We start from the raw sequence: 15,094 nt of genomic DNA on the forward strand, positions 1-15,094 counted from the left end.
TCACGTCAATATATCTGCAAGGCAGGCCTGCCTTTCACATGTGTTGACTCATCAGGAGAGACGCCATGTCGGTTTCCCCCGCCATGCCCGCCGCGGACCCCACACTGCCGCAACGTGGCTGGTACAAGCGTAACGAAATTGCAATCACGCCATGGCTGTTTCTGCTGCCGGCGATGTTGTTTTTTGCGGTCTATGTGATTATTCCCATCGGCCAGTCGTTCTGGATTTCCTTCCATGCGTGGGACGGTTTGGGCGAAAAGACCTGGGTCGGCACGGCGAATTATGAACGGCTGCTTGGGCTGGGCGATCAGCGGATGGATCGCAAATTTGAAGTTTCGTTCTGGAACAACCTGCGTTGGCTGGTTCTGTATCTGCTCGCCATCCCTGCCGGTCTGTTCATCGCGCTGTTTCTGAACCAGACCGTGACTGGAATCCGCTTGTATAAATCGCTGTTCTTCTTTCCCTTCGTCATCAGTCAGGTGGTTGTCGGGCTGGTCTTCAGCTGGTTCTACCTGCCGAACGTCGGGCTGTTTGATGTGATCACCAATTGGTTTGGTCTGGATATTCGCGGCGGCGTGCTGGGCAACCCGAACACGGCGACCTATGGGATCATTGCCGCCGGGCTCTGGCCGCAGACGGCCTATTGCATGATCCTGTATCTGACAGGCCTGAACGCGGTGGACCCTGAACAGGTCGAAGCGGCACGGCTGGACGGGGCCAAGGGGCCAAAGATGCTGTGGTATGTGATCCTGCCGCAGTTGAAGCCTGCGACCTTTATCGCCTTTGTGGTGACGATCATCGGCGCGCTGCGATCGTTTGACCTGATCAGCGTGATGACCAATGGCGGCCCATTCGGGTCCACCCGCGTGCTGTCATTCTACATGTTCGAAGAATCCCTGTCCGAATTCGGCTTTCGCATGGGCTATGGCGCGGCGATTGCGGTGGTGCTGTTCTTCATCATGCTGTTCTTCATCACCTATTTCCTGTGGACCATGTACCGCGATGAGAAAGGGGCACGTTGATGCAAAGCGCTGACACCGTCCCGGACCTGATCCGGGACCTCCACATCAACGGCAGCAAGAGGTCCCGGATCACGTCCGGGACAGCGGAGCGATAAGATGTTTCCCACACCGATCCAAAAACGCCCCCGCACGGCGCAGATCACCTATCAGGCCTTCCTGCCCGTCGCACTGATCGTCTGGCTGCTCCCATTGCTGGCCGTGGCCCTGTTCTCCATCAAGCCCGACGCCGATTTCACCACTGGCAACTACTGGGGCTGGCCAAGCAGTTTTGAAGCCTTCAACAATTACGGCAAAGTGTTCTTTGAATCGAACATGCCCCGCTATCTGTTGAATTCGCTTCTGATCACCATTCCGACGGTCATCGGCGCGGTGGCCCTGTCCTGCATGGCGGGTTTTGCCTTGGGCGTTTACCGCTTCAAAGGCAATCTGTTCATCTTCTTTATCTTCATCGCCGGCAACTTCGTCCCATTTCAAATCCTGATGGTCCCGGTGCGCGATCTGACAGTGAACCTGAACCTGTATGACACCAAGCTGGGTCTGGTTCTGTTCCACATCGCTTTCCAGACCGGGTTCTGCACGCTGTTCATGCGCAACTTCATCCGCGCCCTGCCCTTTCCCCTGATCGAGGCTGCACGCGTCGAAGGCGTGGCCGAATGGCGTATCTTCTTCTACGTGGTTCTGCCATTGATGAAACCCGCATTGGCCGCGCTGGCCGTGCTGATCTTTACCTTCATCTGGAATGATTATTTCTGGGCCGTTGTCCTGACCCAAGGACCGGGTGCCCAGCCGGTCACTGCCGGGATCACAGAGTTCAACAGCCAGTTCCGCGCCGCTTACCACCTGATGAGCGCGGGATCGATCGTGGCTGCATTGCCCCCTGTGATCATGTTCTTTCTGATGCAGAAACACTTTATTGCCGGTCTGACGCTGGGGGCCGTGAAGTAGACATGACACGTACTTACCGTATTGATGATGGTCGCCAGACCCTGGTTCTGGCCGCCCGCAACGACCGCCTGCCAGAGGTAGTCTACTGGGGCGCCTGCCTGCCCTTGGCCGAGGATCTGGACACGCTGCACGCGGCCCATGCCATCGACGTGACCGGCGGCATGCTGGATGAAAACCCCGACCTGTCGGTCTGTCCAGAGGCAACCCGCAGCTTTCCCGGCCAGCCCGGCCTGATCCTGCGCGACACGGATGGCACGCCGCTTTTGCCGAAATTCTGTTTTACCAGTGGTTCGCAGAACGGCACGCTAGTGCTGACCTATACGGATGCACCAAACGGGCTGACCCTGACCGTCACTTTTGCATCCGATCCGGACACCCATGTCATCACCTGCCAGACCACGCTGGACGCCACGCGCCCGGTGCATCTGCACTGGCTCGCCGCCCCGGTCCTACCCGGCCCGCAGCAATCGGATGAGATGATTGATGTGTCGGGCCGCTGGTGCGGGGAATTCCAGCTGTCCCGTACCGCTTGGGCCCCCGGTATGCGCTACCGCGAAAACCGCACGGGTCGCACCGGCCATGAACATTTTCCCGGCTTGATCGTCCCCTGTCGCGGGGCCACCAATACCCGTGGCGAGGCCTATGCCTTTCACTATGGCTGGTCGGGCGGGCACCGGATGATTGCCGAAGAATTGCAGGATGGCCGCCGCCAGATCCAATGGGGCCATGCCGCCCGGATGGAGACGGAAGCGTCAACGCAGTTCAAGACTGCGCCGCTATACATCGCTTATTCCGACCGGGGCCTGAATGGCTGCGCGGTCGCCTTTCAGCGCCACCTGCGCGACCGTATTGTCACATGGCCCAAGCCTGATGCCCCCCGCCCGGTGCATTATAATTGTTGGGAAGCTGTTTATTTCGATCACAAACTGCCGGTGCTCAAAGACATCGCCGACCGCGCCGCCAAGCTGGGGGCCGAACGTTTTGTGCTGGACGATGGCTGGTTCGGGCAGCGCGACGATGATACCCGCAGCCTGTCCGACTGGACGGTGGACCCGCGCAAATATCCTGACGGGCTGCACCCGCTGATTGACCATGTGCATGGGCTTGGCATGACATTCGGGCTCTGGTTCGAGCCTGAGATGATCAATGAAGACAGCGATATTCACCGTGCCCACCCTGACTGGGTGCTGGGCAGTGAAGATCAAACGCTGGGCCGCCAGCAAAAAGCGCTGAACATGGCGCTGCCTGCCGTGCGCGATTACCTCTATGATCGCATGTCGGCGATCCTGCGCGATCACGACATCGACTACATCAAATGGGACCATAACCGCGTGCTGCCGATGCCTGACGCGGCACAGACCCGTGGGTCCTATGCGCTGATCGACCGGCTCCGTACAGAGTTTCCACAGGTGGAAATCGAAAGCTGCGCCTCTGGCGGGGGCCGGATTGATTTCGGGATTTTGCAACGCACCCAACGGGTCTGGCTGTCGGACAGCAATGACGCGCTGGAACGGCTGCGCATTCAGCATGATGCAGCACTGTTCCTGCCGCTGTCTGTGACCGGTAGCCATGTAGGGCCGCGCGTCTGCCATACGTCTGGCCGGACGCTTGATATTTCTTTCCGCGCATGGGTTGCTGCCCAGCGCCATATGGGGTTTGAGATGGACCCCCGCGAACTAAGCGAACACGAAGCGACAGTGCTGTCCGAGGTGACAAGCTGGTGGAAGCACCACCGTGACTGGATGCAACGCGCCGATATTCTGCGGCTGGACAGCGCCGATCCTGCCGTGATTGCCGAACAGCAGCTGGCCCGCGAAAAGGACCGCTTTGTCGTCTTTGCCGGTAAGGCTGCGACCAGTGGCCAGATCGTGCCGCGCCCGCTGCGCCTGACCGAACTGGACCCGGACGCCACCTATCGCGTTCGCCTGATCAACCGCGACAGTGCCTCTCATCTGTCACGCGGCACGCCAATCCTGAAATCCGATGCCATCAAGATGACAGGCACCTATCTGATGCAGCATGGTGTGACCCTGCCATGGTCCTTTCCCGAAAGAATGTGGGTCTTAGAGGGAGAGAGACTATGACCGCGACCTTTCACGATCTGAAGGATGCCTCTGTCTTTATCACAGGCGGTGGCAGCGGCATTGGGGCGGCTCTGACGGCGGGTTTTGTCGCGCAAGGGGCAAGGGTGGCCTTTGTTGATATCGCGGACGCCAGTGCCTATGCGGCGGAACTGGCCGAAGGCAGTTTCCACGCGCCCCTGTTTATCCAATGTGACGTGACCGATACGGCAGCACTGACCGGCGCTATGGATCAGGCGTGCGCCGCCCATGGCTCGTTCAAGGCGGTGGTGAACAATGCCGCCAATGATCAGCGCTATGCGCTCGCCGATGTCACCCCCGAAGACTGGGACGCGATGCATGCGGTGAACCTAAAAGCGTATTTCTTTTCTTGCCAGAAGGCCGCGCAGAATATGGCCCCCCGCGGGTCCATCGTGAATTATGCTTCGACCTCTTATATGATCGGCTCGGCGGCGCTGGCGGTCTATGCGACTGCGAATGCCGGGATTTCCGGGCTGACCCGGTCACTGGCGCGCGAGTTGGGGCCGCAGGGCATTCGGGTCAACGCCATCGCGCCGGGCTGGGTGATGACGGAAAAGCAGGAACGGCTTTGGGCCACGCCCGAAAGCAAGGCTGCTTTCTTAGATTCCCAATGCTTGCCAAAGCATATGATGCCCGCCGATCTGGTCGATCCGACGCTGTTTCTGGCGTCTGACAGTGCAGCGATGATGACCGGACAGATGATGGTGGTGGATGCAGGGGTGGTGACAACCGGATGACGGATATACGCGCAGACTGGATCGCCGTTGACTGGGGCACCTCACATATGCGGGCCTGGGCGATGTCCGCCTCGGGCACGGTGCTGGCCGCGGCACAGTCGGACAAAGGCATGGGCACGCTGGACCGGGACGGGTTCGAGCCAGAGTTGCTGCGCGTCGCGGGCGGGTGGATGGACGGGCCAACGACAGTGATCGCCTGTGGCATGGTCGGTTCACGCCAAGGCTGGGTCGAAGCCCCCTATGCCACCGTCCCTTGCCCCGCGCTGCCCGATGGGTTTGTGCAAGCGCCGACAACCAGCCGCGACTTACAAGTTCATGTCATCCCCGGCCTGAAGCAGACCAACCCAGCCGATGTAATGCGCGGCGAGGAAACCCAGATCGCAGGGTTTCTGGCCCGCAACAAAAACTGGGACGGGGTGATCTGCCTGCCCGGCACCCATACCAAATGGGTGCATGTCAGCGCGGATGAGGTTGTCAGCTTTCAGACATTCATGACCGGAGAACTGTTCGCCACCATCGGCAGTCAGACCGTCCTGCGGCATTCCGTGGCCGCCGACGGCTGGGATGATACGGCCTTTGCAGATGCGGTGACCGATGCGATGGCCCGCCCCGAAAAGCTGGCCGCGCAGTTGTTTTCGCTCCGCGCTGAGGGGCTATTGAACGATCTTTCCGGCCCTGCGGCCCGCGCCCGCCTGTCGGGGCTACTGATCGGGGCAGAGCTTGCGGCCGCCAAACCCTATTGGCTGGGCCAACAGATCGCGGTGATCGGCGCAGGCGATTTGTCAAAGCTTTACGTTGATGCCCTTGCCGCCCAGCATGCGCCCGCTACTCAAGTGCAGGCCGATGCGATCACACTCGCCGGTCTGACAGCCGCCTATCGCAGCCTGAAAGGATAACCCATGTCGCGCCCCCTGATCGCCATTCTGCGCGGGATCACCCCGGCAGAGGCTGTACCTGCCACCGCTGCCCTGATTGACGCCGGGATCACACGGATCGAGGTTCCGCTGAATTCCCCCGACCCATTCGACAGCATCAAGGCGATGACCACCGCCCATGGCGATGATGCGCTGATCGGCGCCGGCACGGTGCTGACCCCTGACGATGTGCGCCGCGTGTCAGAGGCAGGCGGCAAGCTGATCGTGTCGCCCAATTGCGACCAACGCGTGATCGTTGCAACGAAGACCGCAGGTATGCAAAGCTGGCCGGGGGTCATGACCCCCACTGAATGCTTTGAAGCGCTGAAATGGGGAGCAGACGGTTTGAAGATTTTTCCAGCAAGCCTGCTTGGCCCTGACGGGATAAAAGCGATCCGCGCAGTTCTGCCGCAAGGCACGCAAGTTTATGCCGTGGGCGGTGCCGGACCGGATAACTTTGGCCAATGGATCGCCGCCAGCGCCGACGGGTTCGGCATTGGCTCTGCCCTTTATAAACCGGGGATGTCGGTTGCCGATATCGCCACCCGTGCGCGGGATCTTGTTGCGGCCTATGACAAGGCCGCAGGATGATCTACGACGCCACCCAATGTCAGCTTGGTGAAGGTCTGCTTTGGCATCCGGAACGGGCAGAGCTGTTCTGGTTTGATATCCTTGGCCATCGGCTGCACCGCAAGGGCCAGCAATGGCAGTTTGATACCTATGTCAGCGCCGCAGGCTGGGTGGACCACGACACATTGCTGGTCGCCTCGGCTCGCGCGCTGCATCGCTTTGATATTACCAGCGGCGATCATGAAGAGCTTTGCCCGCTGGAGGCTGACAACACCGTCACCCGGTCCAATGATGGCCGTGCTGACCCGCAGGGCGGGTTCTGGATCGGAACGATGGGGATCGACGCCGAAGCAGACGCAGGTGCGATCTACCGCTACTACAAAGGTGAGCTGCGCCAGCTTTTCGCCCCGATCACCATCAGCAACGCGATCTGCTTTGCCCCGGATGGCAAAACCGCCTATTTCACAGATACGCCCACGCAAAAGATCATGCGCGTCGCCCTTGATACCGATGGTTGGCCTGCTGGTGATCCGACCCTGCATATCAACTTGAGCGGCACAGATTTCCGCCCCGACGGCGCGGTTGTCGATGCGGCTGGCAACTTGTGGAACGCCCAATGGGGCACTGCGCGGGTTGCGGGCTATACCGCCAATGGGGATTTCATCAAAGCCTTTGACTTCCCCGCAGATCAAACCACCTGCCCTGCTTTTGGCGGGCCCGATCTGAATATTCTGCACTGCACCTCTGCCGCTGTCGGGCTGACCGGCGCGGCACAAGGCCAGACTTTTTCCATCAAAACCGACATCGCGGGACAGGCGGAACACAGGGTGATCCTCTGATCATCCCCTTCGCTTTGTTCCAAATATCCAAAAGGCTCGCATATGAAACGCACGCTTGGCGTCTGCTATTACCCTGAACACTGGCCCGAAGATCAATGGGCAGAAGATGCCGCAGGCATGGTCGCCGCCGGGCTAAGCTGGGTGCGCATCGGTGAATTCGCTTGGGCCCGGATGGAGGCCGTCCCCGGCACACTGACCTGGGATTGGTTGGATCGCGCGATTGACGTGCTGGGCAATGCCGGGCTGAAAATTATCCTTGGCACCCCAACCGCCACCCCACCGCGCTGGATGCTGGATAAATACCCCGACATGCTCGCCGCTGATGCCCAAGGCAATCCGCGCAAATTTGGGTCACGCCGGCATTATGATTTCAGCCATATGGGCTATCGCGACGAATGCCGCCGCATCGCCCGACTGATGGGTGAACGCTATGGGAAAAACCCGCATATCGCGGCGTGGCAGATCGACAATGAATATGATTGCCACGACACCACGATCAGCTATTCCGACGTCGCGCGGCGGGGGTTTCAGGACTGGCTGGCGCAGACCTATCAATCCACTGACGCGCTGAACCGCGCGTGGGGCAATGTGTTCTGGTCGATGGATTACGATACATTTGATCAGATTGATCTGCCCAATTTGACCGTGACCGAACCTAACCATCCGCATCAGCTTGCCTTTCGGCGGTTTAGCTCGGATCAAGTGGTGGCTTTCAACAAGGTGCAGGCGGATGAATTGCGCCAACACACGGATGCCCCGCTGATCCATAACTATATGGGCCGGATCACCAGCTTTGACCATTGGAAAGTCGGCGCTGATCTGGATATCGCCAGCTGGGATAGTTACCCGATTGGCTTCCTGTCTGACCGGCTTGAAGGAACGGCGGAGGAAAAGCAGAAATTCCTGCGCCAAGGGCACCCGGATATGCAGGCCTTTCACCATGATCTCTACCGTGCTGTCGGCAAAGGGCGGCTTTGGGTGATGGAACAACAGCCCGGCCCGGTGAACTGGGCCCCCTATAACCCTGCGCCCCTGCCCGGCATGGCCCGCCTTTGGGCGTGGGAGGCCTTTGCCCATGGTGCGGAAACCGTCTGTTATTTCCGCTGGCGTCAGGCCCCCTTTGCCCAAGAGCAAATGCATGCGGGCCTGTTGCGCCCCGATCGCGCCCCCGCACCTGCGCTGGCCGAGGCCCGGCAGGTCGCCGATGAATTTGCACAGCTGCCTGACGTGGGCACTGCACAGGCGCAGGCGGCGCTGATCTTTGACTATGAAAGCGCCTGGGCCTGGGATGTGCAGCCACAAGGTGCGGATTTTGAGATGTTTCGCCTTGCCTTTGCCGCCTATCGCGCGTTGCGCCGCTGTGGGCTGAACGTGGATATCCTGCCACCTGATACAGCTGATCTTTCTGCCTATAAATTGGTGCTGGCCCCCGGCATCATGACACTGTCCGATCCGCTGCGCGCCGCATTGGCGGCTTTCAAAGGCACAGCGCTGATCGGTCCCCGCACCGATACCAAAACGCAAGAGCTTGAAATCCCCGTACCGCTTGGCCCACAATTGCCAGAGGTTGATATCAGCGTCGCACTGACCGAAAGCCTGCCCCCGTCCGAACAAATTACCCTGCAAGGCAGCGGCCAATTTGTGCATTGGTTCGAACATCTTGAAGGCAATGCAAAGGTACGTCTGGCCACCCAATCCGGGCATCCCGCGATCATGGGCGGCGATCACCTGCGCTATCTTGCTGGTTGGCCGGATGAGGCGACATTCGACAGGATCATCCGTGATCTTTGCGCCGCGCAGGGTATTGTGACACATTATCTGCCCGAAGGGCTGCGTATTCGCGATACGGACACGCATCGCTTTGTCTTTAACTACGCGCCGGAGCCGCAAGACTGGCAGGGCACCACAATCCCCGCCGCAGGTGTGCATTGGGCAGTTCTAACATGATCGTTTTTGGCACCACCCAGTCCGGCAAGACCGTTCACAAGATTACCCTGCGCGCAGGGGATCTGACGGTCAGCCTGCTGACATGGGGGGCCGTGATACAAGACCTGCGCCTGCATGGGGTTGATCGCCCGCTCACACTTGGGTCCGTAAATTTGGCGGATTACGAAGGCGACATGCGCCACCATGGCGCGCTGATCGGGCCGGTTGTGAACCGGATCAGCAATGCCCGCGCCCGCGTTGATGGCATGATGTACGAGTTGGAGCGGAACGAGAATGGCAGCGTCCACCTGCATTCAGGCGCGCAAGGCACGCATTTGCAAGTGTGGGAGGTAGCAGAGGTCACAGACAGCAGCGCCACGCTGACCATCGATTTACCCGATGGCATTTGCGGGTTGCCCGGCAACCGCCACGTCAGCGTGACCTATACGCTGACCGCCCCTGCCAACCTGACCATGCATGTCACCGGCACGACAGACGCAACCACGCTGATGAATTTCGCCAATCACAGCTATTGGAACCTTGATGGCAGCGATTGCTGGACCGGGCATCAACTGCAAATCGCGGTTGATCGCTACCTGCCCAGCACGGCGGGCAATTTCCCCACCGGCGAGATTGCCGATGTGACAGGCACGGATATGGATTTCCGCCAGCCGCGCGCCATCGCGCCCGGCGCGCCGCTGCTCGACCATAATTTTTGCCTGTCTGATCAGCGCAGCGCCCTGCGCGATGTGCTGTGGCTGACCGGCCAATCCGGGGTAAGCTTGACCATGGCCACCACCGAACCCGGCATGCAGGTCTTTGACGGACGCCCCGGCTATCAGGCATTGGCGCTGGAGGCGCAGCATTGGCCCGACGCGCCGAACAATCACGGTTTTCCCCCGATCACACTGCGGCCGGGCGAAACCTATCGCCAGACTACAGAGTGGCGCTTTGCCGCAGGAATCAGCCGACCGGCGCGCGGGCCATCAGGTAATCTAGCGCCGGGATAGTTCGGTTCACATCGACTCCGAGCACCTCTGCCTTGACGACGCCGTGCTTCACGAACGGGTCGGCCTGCACCCGCCGCATCAGCGCATCGGTATCTTCACCATGGGCAATCACCGCGCCGCCGCCCGCGTCCAGCGAACCGACGCATTGAAAGACGCCATCGGCCAGCCCCTTCGCGATCCAGTCTTTATGCGACGCCATATGATCTGGCGCCGCAGATTTATTTGATCCGAATCTTAGTAGGATGATATGCATGGTGTGGTCCTTTCGATCTGCTTTGCGGGTGCTTGAACTACTTTCGACATTCGAGGATTTACTCGAATTTGCAAAGTAGGCATCTTTCTCATACTAAAGACACAAAATGATACTATTGTGCAAAACATGGCTGAAACCGACACTCCAGAGATCTGTCCAGCCCCCATCATCTTTTCGATGATCGGCGGAAAGTGGAAATTGCTGATTCTGAAAACGCTCATCTTCAAAGGCACAAAACGGTTTGGGGCATTGCGGCGCGAGGCGGAGGGGATCACGCAGACCATGCTGACAAAACAGCTGCGCGCATTGGAAGAAGACGGGCTGGTCCATCGCGAAGTCTTTGCGGAGGTGCCCCCGCGCGTGGAATACAGCGCCACACCCGATGCGCTACTATTACGACCGGTTTTCGAAGCGATGCATCACTGGTGGCTGCAAAGCGACCGGCCCGCCGACGCAGATACGCCATTGCAGGCAGCCTCTGGCCTGACTAAAGCTGCTCCATGACCGATACACCCCCCGCAGGCGACCGCATCGCCAAAATCCTGTCCCGTGCCGGGATCGCCAGCCGCCGCGAGGCGGAACGCATGATCGCCGAAGGGCGCGTCAGTGTGAATGGCACCGTGATCGACAGCCCTGCCCTGAATGTCACCGCGGCTGACAAGATCACCGTGGATGGCACCCCCGTGGGCGAACCGGACCCGCCGCGCATGTGGCTTTATCACAAACCCGCTGGCCTGGTGACGACAGAGCGTGACGAAAAGGGCCGTGAAACCGTATTTGACGCCCTGCCCGATGACATGCCACGGGTAATGTCCGTAGGACGGTTGGACCTGAATTCCGAAGGGCTGCTGCTGCTGACCAATGACGGTGCGCTGAAACGGCGGCTGGAATTGCCCAGCACCGGCTGGCTGCGCCGCTACAGGGTGCGGATCAATGGCACCGCGAGCGAGGCAAAGCTGGATGCGCTGCGCGCAGGGATTACTGTGGACGGGGTCAACTATCAACCGATGGTCGTCACATTCGACCGCCAGCAAGGGGCCAATGCGTGGCTGACCATCGCGATCCGCGAAGGCAAAAACCGCGAAATCCGCCGCGCGATGGAGGCGATCGGTGCCACGGTGAACCGGTTGATCCGGATCAGCTATGGCCCGTTTCAACTGGGCCAGTTGAAACAGGGCGCAGTGGAAGAGCTGAAACAGCGCGTTGTCCGGGACCAACTGGGCCTGTCGGACAAGCCTGTGCCCACCCGTGTACGCAAACCTGCCAAGAAATCCGCGCCCAAGCCGAACCGGCGCCGGTAGACCGACGGCTTTGGGCGGTTCCCCAAACCTCATACCTGAAAGCCATTCAGGCTATCGGGCAAAGTCTTGCGTGCGCGCCCATCGGCGACCCGTGTCCCAGCGGTCACTTATTCACGGCAGGAACAATCAGGAATGGTCTTCAAGCCTCGGGCTATTTATAGGCGCAGAACCGTGTCACGGGGAAAATGCGTTCATGTTGAACCCTTGCCCTGCTCACGGCGTTGTGCATGGTTAAAAATTAAAATCAAACTTCTGGGGGACCGACCTTGGCCGACCTTCTTACACTGGAAAACGCGACCAATCTGCTCATGCTATGCTTTCTGCAAGCGGTGCTGGGCTTTGACAATTTGCTATATATCTCGATCGAAAGCCAACGCGCGCCGGTCGCGCAGCAAAAGGCGGTGCGCATGTGGGGGATCATCATCGCTGTGGCGCTGCGGGTTGTCCTACTTTTCGCCATGATCGAGCTGATTGATCTGCTGGCTGAACCATTCTTTGTCTTTGACTGGACCGGGGTCATCGAAGGCGGGGTGAATTTCGCCACGATTGTCTTTGTTTTGGGCGGTATCTTCATCATGTACACGGCGGTCAAGGAGATCGCGCATATGCTGTCGATGGATCACTTGGGCCATGACGTGCAGGGCAAGTCCGGCAAATCCGCCACGCAGGTGGTTCTGTTGATCGTCCTGATGAACCTGATCTTTTCGTTCGACTCGGTGCTCTCCGCACTCGCCATCACCGATGTCTTCCCCGTGCTGGCCACGGCGATCCTGCTCTCCGGTCTGGCGATGCTGCTTTTGGCCGATGGGGTCACCCGGTTTTTGGAAAAGAACCGCATGTACGAAGTTCTTGGGCTTTTCATCCTGCTGATTGTCGGTGTCGTTCTTCTGGGTGAAGCCGGACCAGCCGCTGCCCATGCGATGCATGATGACAGCCTGCAAATCATGGTCTTTGGGCAGGATATCGTGCCGATGTCGAAATCGACCTTCTACTTCTCGGTCATCGTTCTGTTTGCAGTGGAAATCATCCAGTCCGGCTATTCCCGCAAGCTGAATGCAGAGCGGGCCGCCCGGCAGAAATATTCGTAAAATCGGTGTCCCCTTCCTATCTGAGGAGTGACCGCAAAGATGGAGCGACCCGCCAATGATACGTTTGATACCGCTGATATTATTTGTTGTTGCGCTGCTGATGCTGTTCACAGCCGTCTTTGCCACCATGCAAACGGTAGCCTCAGCGACGCAGAACGCAACGACGGAGGACAGGATGCCAAACACTCTTAAGCGCGTGGCCTATATACTGCTTTTCATCCTGTTGATCGGGTTGAGCACCGGATGGATGGGGGCGGCCTGATGGCGCAGCGGTTTGGCGGTAAATATAGTCCCGACGGCAGCGGACCGCAGGCCGATGCGGTCCGTGAACAGGCAGTGGATCAGCGCAACGTTGCCTCTGCCGGGGCGCGGGCCAAATGGCTGTTCATCCCGCCGGTGATCCTTGTCTTCACAGGGTTCGGCGACGGGCCGGTCACATTGATCACCGCGCTGGTGGGCGGCGGTGTGCTGGCGCTGGCCGCTTGGCTGCTGCGCGAGGGGCTAAAGGCCGAGGCCGCCTATCACGCCCGCCGGGTCGCGCGGCGACCTGCCATCCCGCGCAAAATGCTCGCTGCCGGACTGACCGGCACCGGGGCGACCTTGGCTGCCTATTCTGGCGATACCGGAATGATCGGATCCGTGCTTTATGGTGTGGCGGCTTTGGGGCTGCATGTTACCGCCTTTGGGATTGATCCGCTGTCCGACAAACAGATGCAAGGCGTCGACACACGCCAGCAAGACCGGGTTGCGCGGGTGGTGGACAAGGCCGAAGCGCATCTGGACGTGATGAACGCCCAGATCGCGGCCCTCAGCGACCGCAAGCTGGACCTGCGCGTGGCCAGCTTTCAGGCCGTCGCGCGCAAGATGATCCGTACTGTCGAAGAGGACCCGCGCGATCTGACCGCTGCGCGCAAATTCTTAGGCGTATATCTGATGGGCGCCCGCGATACGGCAATCAAATTTGCCGATCTTTACGGGCGCACCAAAGACGCAGATGCCCGTGCCAGCTTTGAGGCGCTGCTTGATGATCTTGAGCAGAATTTCGCCGCAAAGACGCAAAAAATGCTACTCGATGATCGCAGTGATATGGATATCGAGATCAATGTGCTACGCGACCGCTTGCAGCGCGAAGGTGTGCACCTGAACACAAAAGGGAATGAGTAATGTCTGAAACGATCCGCCAAAAGGCCGAAGCGACCCTTGCCGAGGTGCAAAAAGTAACCGCCGTGGTCCTGCCCGAACCGCAGGGTGAAGTGGTCACAATGGAACAGGCCGACCCCCCCACCACCGAGGCAATCTCTGCCCGGATGGGCGAAATCGACATCACCGACACGAACTCGATCGTGTCCTTCGGGTCAGCCGCACAGGCCGAGTTGCAGGAAATCAGCCAATCCATGCTGGCGGGCGTTCGCAACAAGGATGTCGGACCGGCGGGCGACTCCTTGCGCAATATCGTGACCACGATTCGCGGGTTTTCCATATCCGAACTGGATGTCCGCCGCGAACGCAGCTGGTGGGAAAAACTGCTGGGCCGTGCAGCACCCATGGCCAAATTCGCCGCCAAATTCGAAGAGGTGCAGGAACAGATCGACAATGTGACCGATGACCTGCTGGGCCATGAACATGTGCTGCTGAAGGACATCGAAAGCCTCGACATGCTGTATGAAAAGACGCTGCAGTTCTACGATGAACTGGCGCTTTATATCGCAGCGGGTGAGGCAAAGATTATCGAACTGGATGACAAAACCATCCCGGCGAAAGAGGTCGAAGTTGCCGCCGCCGCAGAAGATCAGGCCGTGATGAAAGCGCAGGAACTGCGCGATATCCGCGCGGCCCGTGACGATCTGGAACGCCGGGTGCATGATCTGAAACTGACCCGCCAAGTGACGATGCAGTCTCTGCCATCAATCCGGCTGGTGCAGGAAAACGACAAATCGCTGGTGACCAAGATTAATTCCACCCTCGTGAACACAGTGCCCTTGTGGGAAACCCAACTGGCGCAGGCCGTCACGATCCAGCGATCCGCCGAAGCCGCCGAGGCCGTGCGCGACGCCAATGATCTGACCAATGAGCTGCTGACAGCCAATGCCGAAAACCTGCGCGATGCCAACCGCACGATCCGCACCGAAATGGAACGCGGCGTGTTTGATATCGAAGCGGTGAAAGAGGCAAACGCCCATCTGATCGCCACCATCAACGAAAGCCTCGCAATCGCTGACGAGGGCAAGCGCAAGCGGGCCGAGGCTGAGGCTGAGTTGCAAAAGATGGAAGGGGAGCTGAAAAACACGCTCGCCGCCGCCAAGGCCCGCGAGACCGGCAGTGGCGCTGCAATTGGCGGATCTGTCGAAAGCTGATCACAGACCATGCGCATCACGGGCACATATCTG

Annotated in this window: 16 protein-coding genes; 15 read left to right on the forward strand and 1 reads right to left on the reverse strand. The window is 59.5% G+C overall.

Annotation, left to right across the window (positions count from 1 at the left end):
• Nucleotides 1–65: 65 nt before the first annotated feature.
• The 9 genes from ACJ5NV_RS14090 to ACJ5NV_RS14130 all read left to right on the forward strand — a co-directional run bounded on the left by ACJ5NV_RS14090 (nucleotide 66) and on the right by ACJ5NV_RS14130 (nucleotide 10,065).
• On the forward strand, nucleotides 66–1,022 hold the full coding sequence (locus tag ACJ5NV_RS14090) for a carbohydrate ABC transporter permease (RefSeq protein ID WP_411644681.1): 957 nt from the start codon (nucleotides 66–68) through the stop codon (nucleotides 1,020–1,022).
• A gap of 96 nt (nucleotides 1,023–1,118) precedes the next feature.
• Entirely contained in the window at nucleotides 1,119–1,967 is an 849-nt protein-coding gene (locus ACJ5NV_RS14095; RefSeq protein WP_411644683.1) for a carbohydrate ABC transporter permease, read from the forward strand.
• 2 nt (nucleotides 1,968–1,969) lie between these two features.
• Nucleotides 1,970–4,051, forward strand: coding sequence for an alpha-galactosidase (locus ACJ5NV_RS14100; RefSeq protein WP_411644685.1), 2,082 nt, complete (start codon nucleotides 1,970–1,972; stop codon nucleotides 4,049–4,051).
• Nucleotides 4,048–4,806, forward strand: a complete 759-nt coding sequence (locus ACJ5NV_RS14105; protein WP_411644687.1) for an SDR family NAD(P)-dependent oxidoreductase — start codon at nucleotides 4,048–4,050, stop codon at nucleotides 4,804–4,806. Before ACJ5NV_RS14100 ends, ACJ5NV_RS14105 begins: the two co-directional genes overlap by 4 nt.
• Nucleotides 4,803–5,702: a 2-dehydro-3-deoxygalactonokinase gene (locus ACJ5NV_RS14110; protein WP_411644688.1), complete on the forward strand. Its 900-nt coding sequence runs from the start codon at nucleotides 4,803–4,805 to the stop codon at nucleotides 5,700–5,702. Before ACJ5NV_RS14105 ends, ACJ5NV_RS14110 begins: the two co-directional genes overlap by 4 nt.
• A 3-nt stretch (nucleotides 5,703–5,705) precedes the next feature.
• Entirely contained in the window at nucleotides 5,706–6,311 is a 606-nt protein-coding gene (locus ACJ5NV_RS14115; RefSeq protein WP_411644690.1) for a 2-dehydro-3-deoxy-6-phosphogalactonate aldolase, read from the forward strand.
• Nucleotides 6,308–7,129, forward strand: a complete 822-nt coding sequence (locus ACJ5NV_RS14120; RefSeq protein WP_411644692.1) for an SMP-30/gluconolactonase/LRE family protein — start codon at nucleotides 6,308–6,310, stop codon at nucleotides 7,127–7,129. Before ACJ5NV_RS14115 ends, ACJ5NV_RS14120 begins: the two co-directional genes overlap by 4 nt.
• A 42-nt stretch (nucleotides 7,130–7,171) precedes the next feature.
• Nucleotides 7,172–9,076: a beta-galactosidase gene (locus tag ACJ5NV_RS14125; protein ID WP_411644694.1), complete on the forward strand. Its 1,905-nt coding sequence runs from the start codon at nucleotides 7,172–7,174 to the stop codon at nucleotides 9,074–9,076.
• The gene (locus ACJ5NV_RS14130; RefSeq protein ID WP_411644696.1) at nucleotides 9,073–10,065 is read left to right on the forward strand and encodes an aldose epimerase family protein; all 993 of its coding nucleotides are present in this window, start codon (nucleotides 9,073–9,075) and stop codon (nucleotides 10,063–10,065) included. The genes ACJ5NV_RS14125 and ACJ5NV_RS14130 overlap by 4 nt, the downstream gene beginning before the upstream one ends.
• Here ACJ5NV_RS14130 and ACJ5NV_RS14135 read toward each other — a convergent pair.
• Nucleotides 10,019–10,318 carry a YciI family protein gene (locus ACJ5NV_RS14135; protein WP_411644698.1) on the reverse strand — a complete coding sequence of 100 codons (300 nt, stop codon included), beginning with the start codon at nucleotides 10,316–10,318 and terminating at the stop codon, nucleotides 10,019–10,021. The two genes, ACJ5NV_RS14130 and ACJ5NV_RS14135, sit on opposite strands and share 47 nt — an antisense overlap.
• A 126-nt stretch (nucleotides 10,319–10,444) precedes the next feature.
• On the opposite strand from ACJ5NV_RS14135, the gene ACJ5NV_RS14140 reads away from it, so the two are divergent.
• The 6 genes from ACJ5NV_RS14140 to ACJ5NV_RS14165 all read left to right on the forward strand — a co-directional run bounded on the left by ACJ5NV_RS14140 (nucleotide 10,445) and on the right by ACJ5NV_RS14165 (nucleotide 15,061).
• Complete coding sequence (locus tag ACJ5NV_RS14140; RefSeq protein WP_411644699.1) at nucleotides 10,445–10,822, forward strand: winged helix-turn-helix transcriptional regulator; 378 nt, start codon at nucleotides 10,445–10,447, stop codon at nucleotides 10,820–10,822.
• A complete protein-coding gene (locus ACJ5NV_RS14145) occupies nucleotides 10,819–11,619 on the forward strand; it encodes a pseudouridine synthase (RefSeq protein WP_411644701.1) in 801 nt (266 codons plus the stop codon). The genes ACJ5NV_RS14140 and ACJ5NV_RS14145 overlap by 4 nt, the downstream gene beginning before the upstream one ends.
• Before the next feature lie 266 nt (nucleotides 11,620–11,885).
• Nucleotides 11,886–12,707 (forward strand): TerC family protein, encoded by an 822-nt coding sequence (locus ACJ5NV_RS14150; protein WP_411644703.1) that lies wholly within the window; start codon nucleotides 11,886–11,888, stop codon nucleotides 12,705–12,707.
• A gap of 55 nt (nucleotides 12,708–12,762) precedes the next feature.
• The gene (locus ACJ5NV_RS14155) at nucleotides 12,763–12,969 is read left to right on the forward strand and encodes a hypothetical protein (protein WP_411644704.1); all 207 of its coding nucleotides are present in this window, start codon (nucleotides 12,763–12,765) and stop codon (nucleotides 12,967–12,969) included.
• Nucleotides 12,969–13,871 carry a 5-bromo-4-chloroindolyl phosphate hydrolysis family protein gene (locus tag ACJ5NV_RS14160; protein ID WP_411644706.1) on the forward strand — a complete coding sequence of 301 codons (903 nt, stop codon included), beginning with the start codon at nucleotides 12,969–12,971 and terminating at the stop codon, nucleotides 13,869–13,871. The genes ACJ5NV_RS14155 and ACJ5NV_RS14160 overlap by 1 nt, the downstream gene beginning before the upstream one ends.
• Entirely contained in the window at nucleotides 13,871–15,061 is a 1,191-nt protein-coding gene (locus ACJ5NV_RS14165; protein ID WP_411644708.1) for a toxic anion resistance protein, read from the forward strand. Before ACJ5NV_RS14160 ends, ACJ5NV_RS14165 begins: the two co-directional genes overlap by 1 nt.
• The last annotated feature ends 33 nt before the right edge of the window (nucleotides 15,062–15,094 follow it).

It is taken from the genome of Loktanella agnita (assembly GCF_046640325.1).
Classification (GTDB): domain Bacteria; phylum Pseudomonadota; class Alphaproteobacteria; order Rhodobacterales; family Rhodobacteraceae; genus Yoonia; species Yoonia agnita.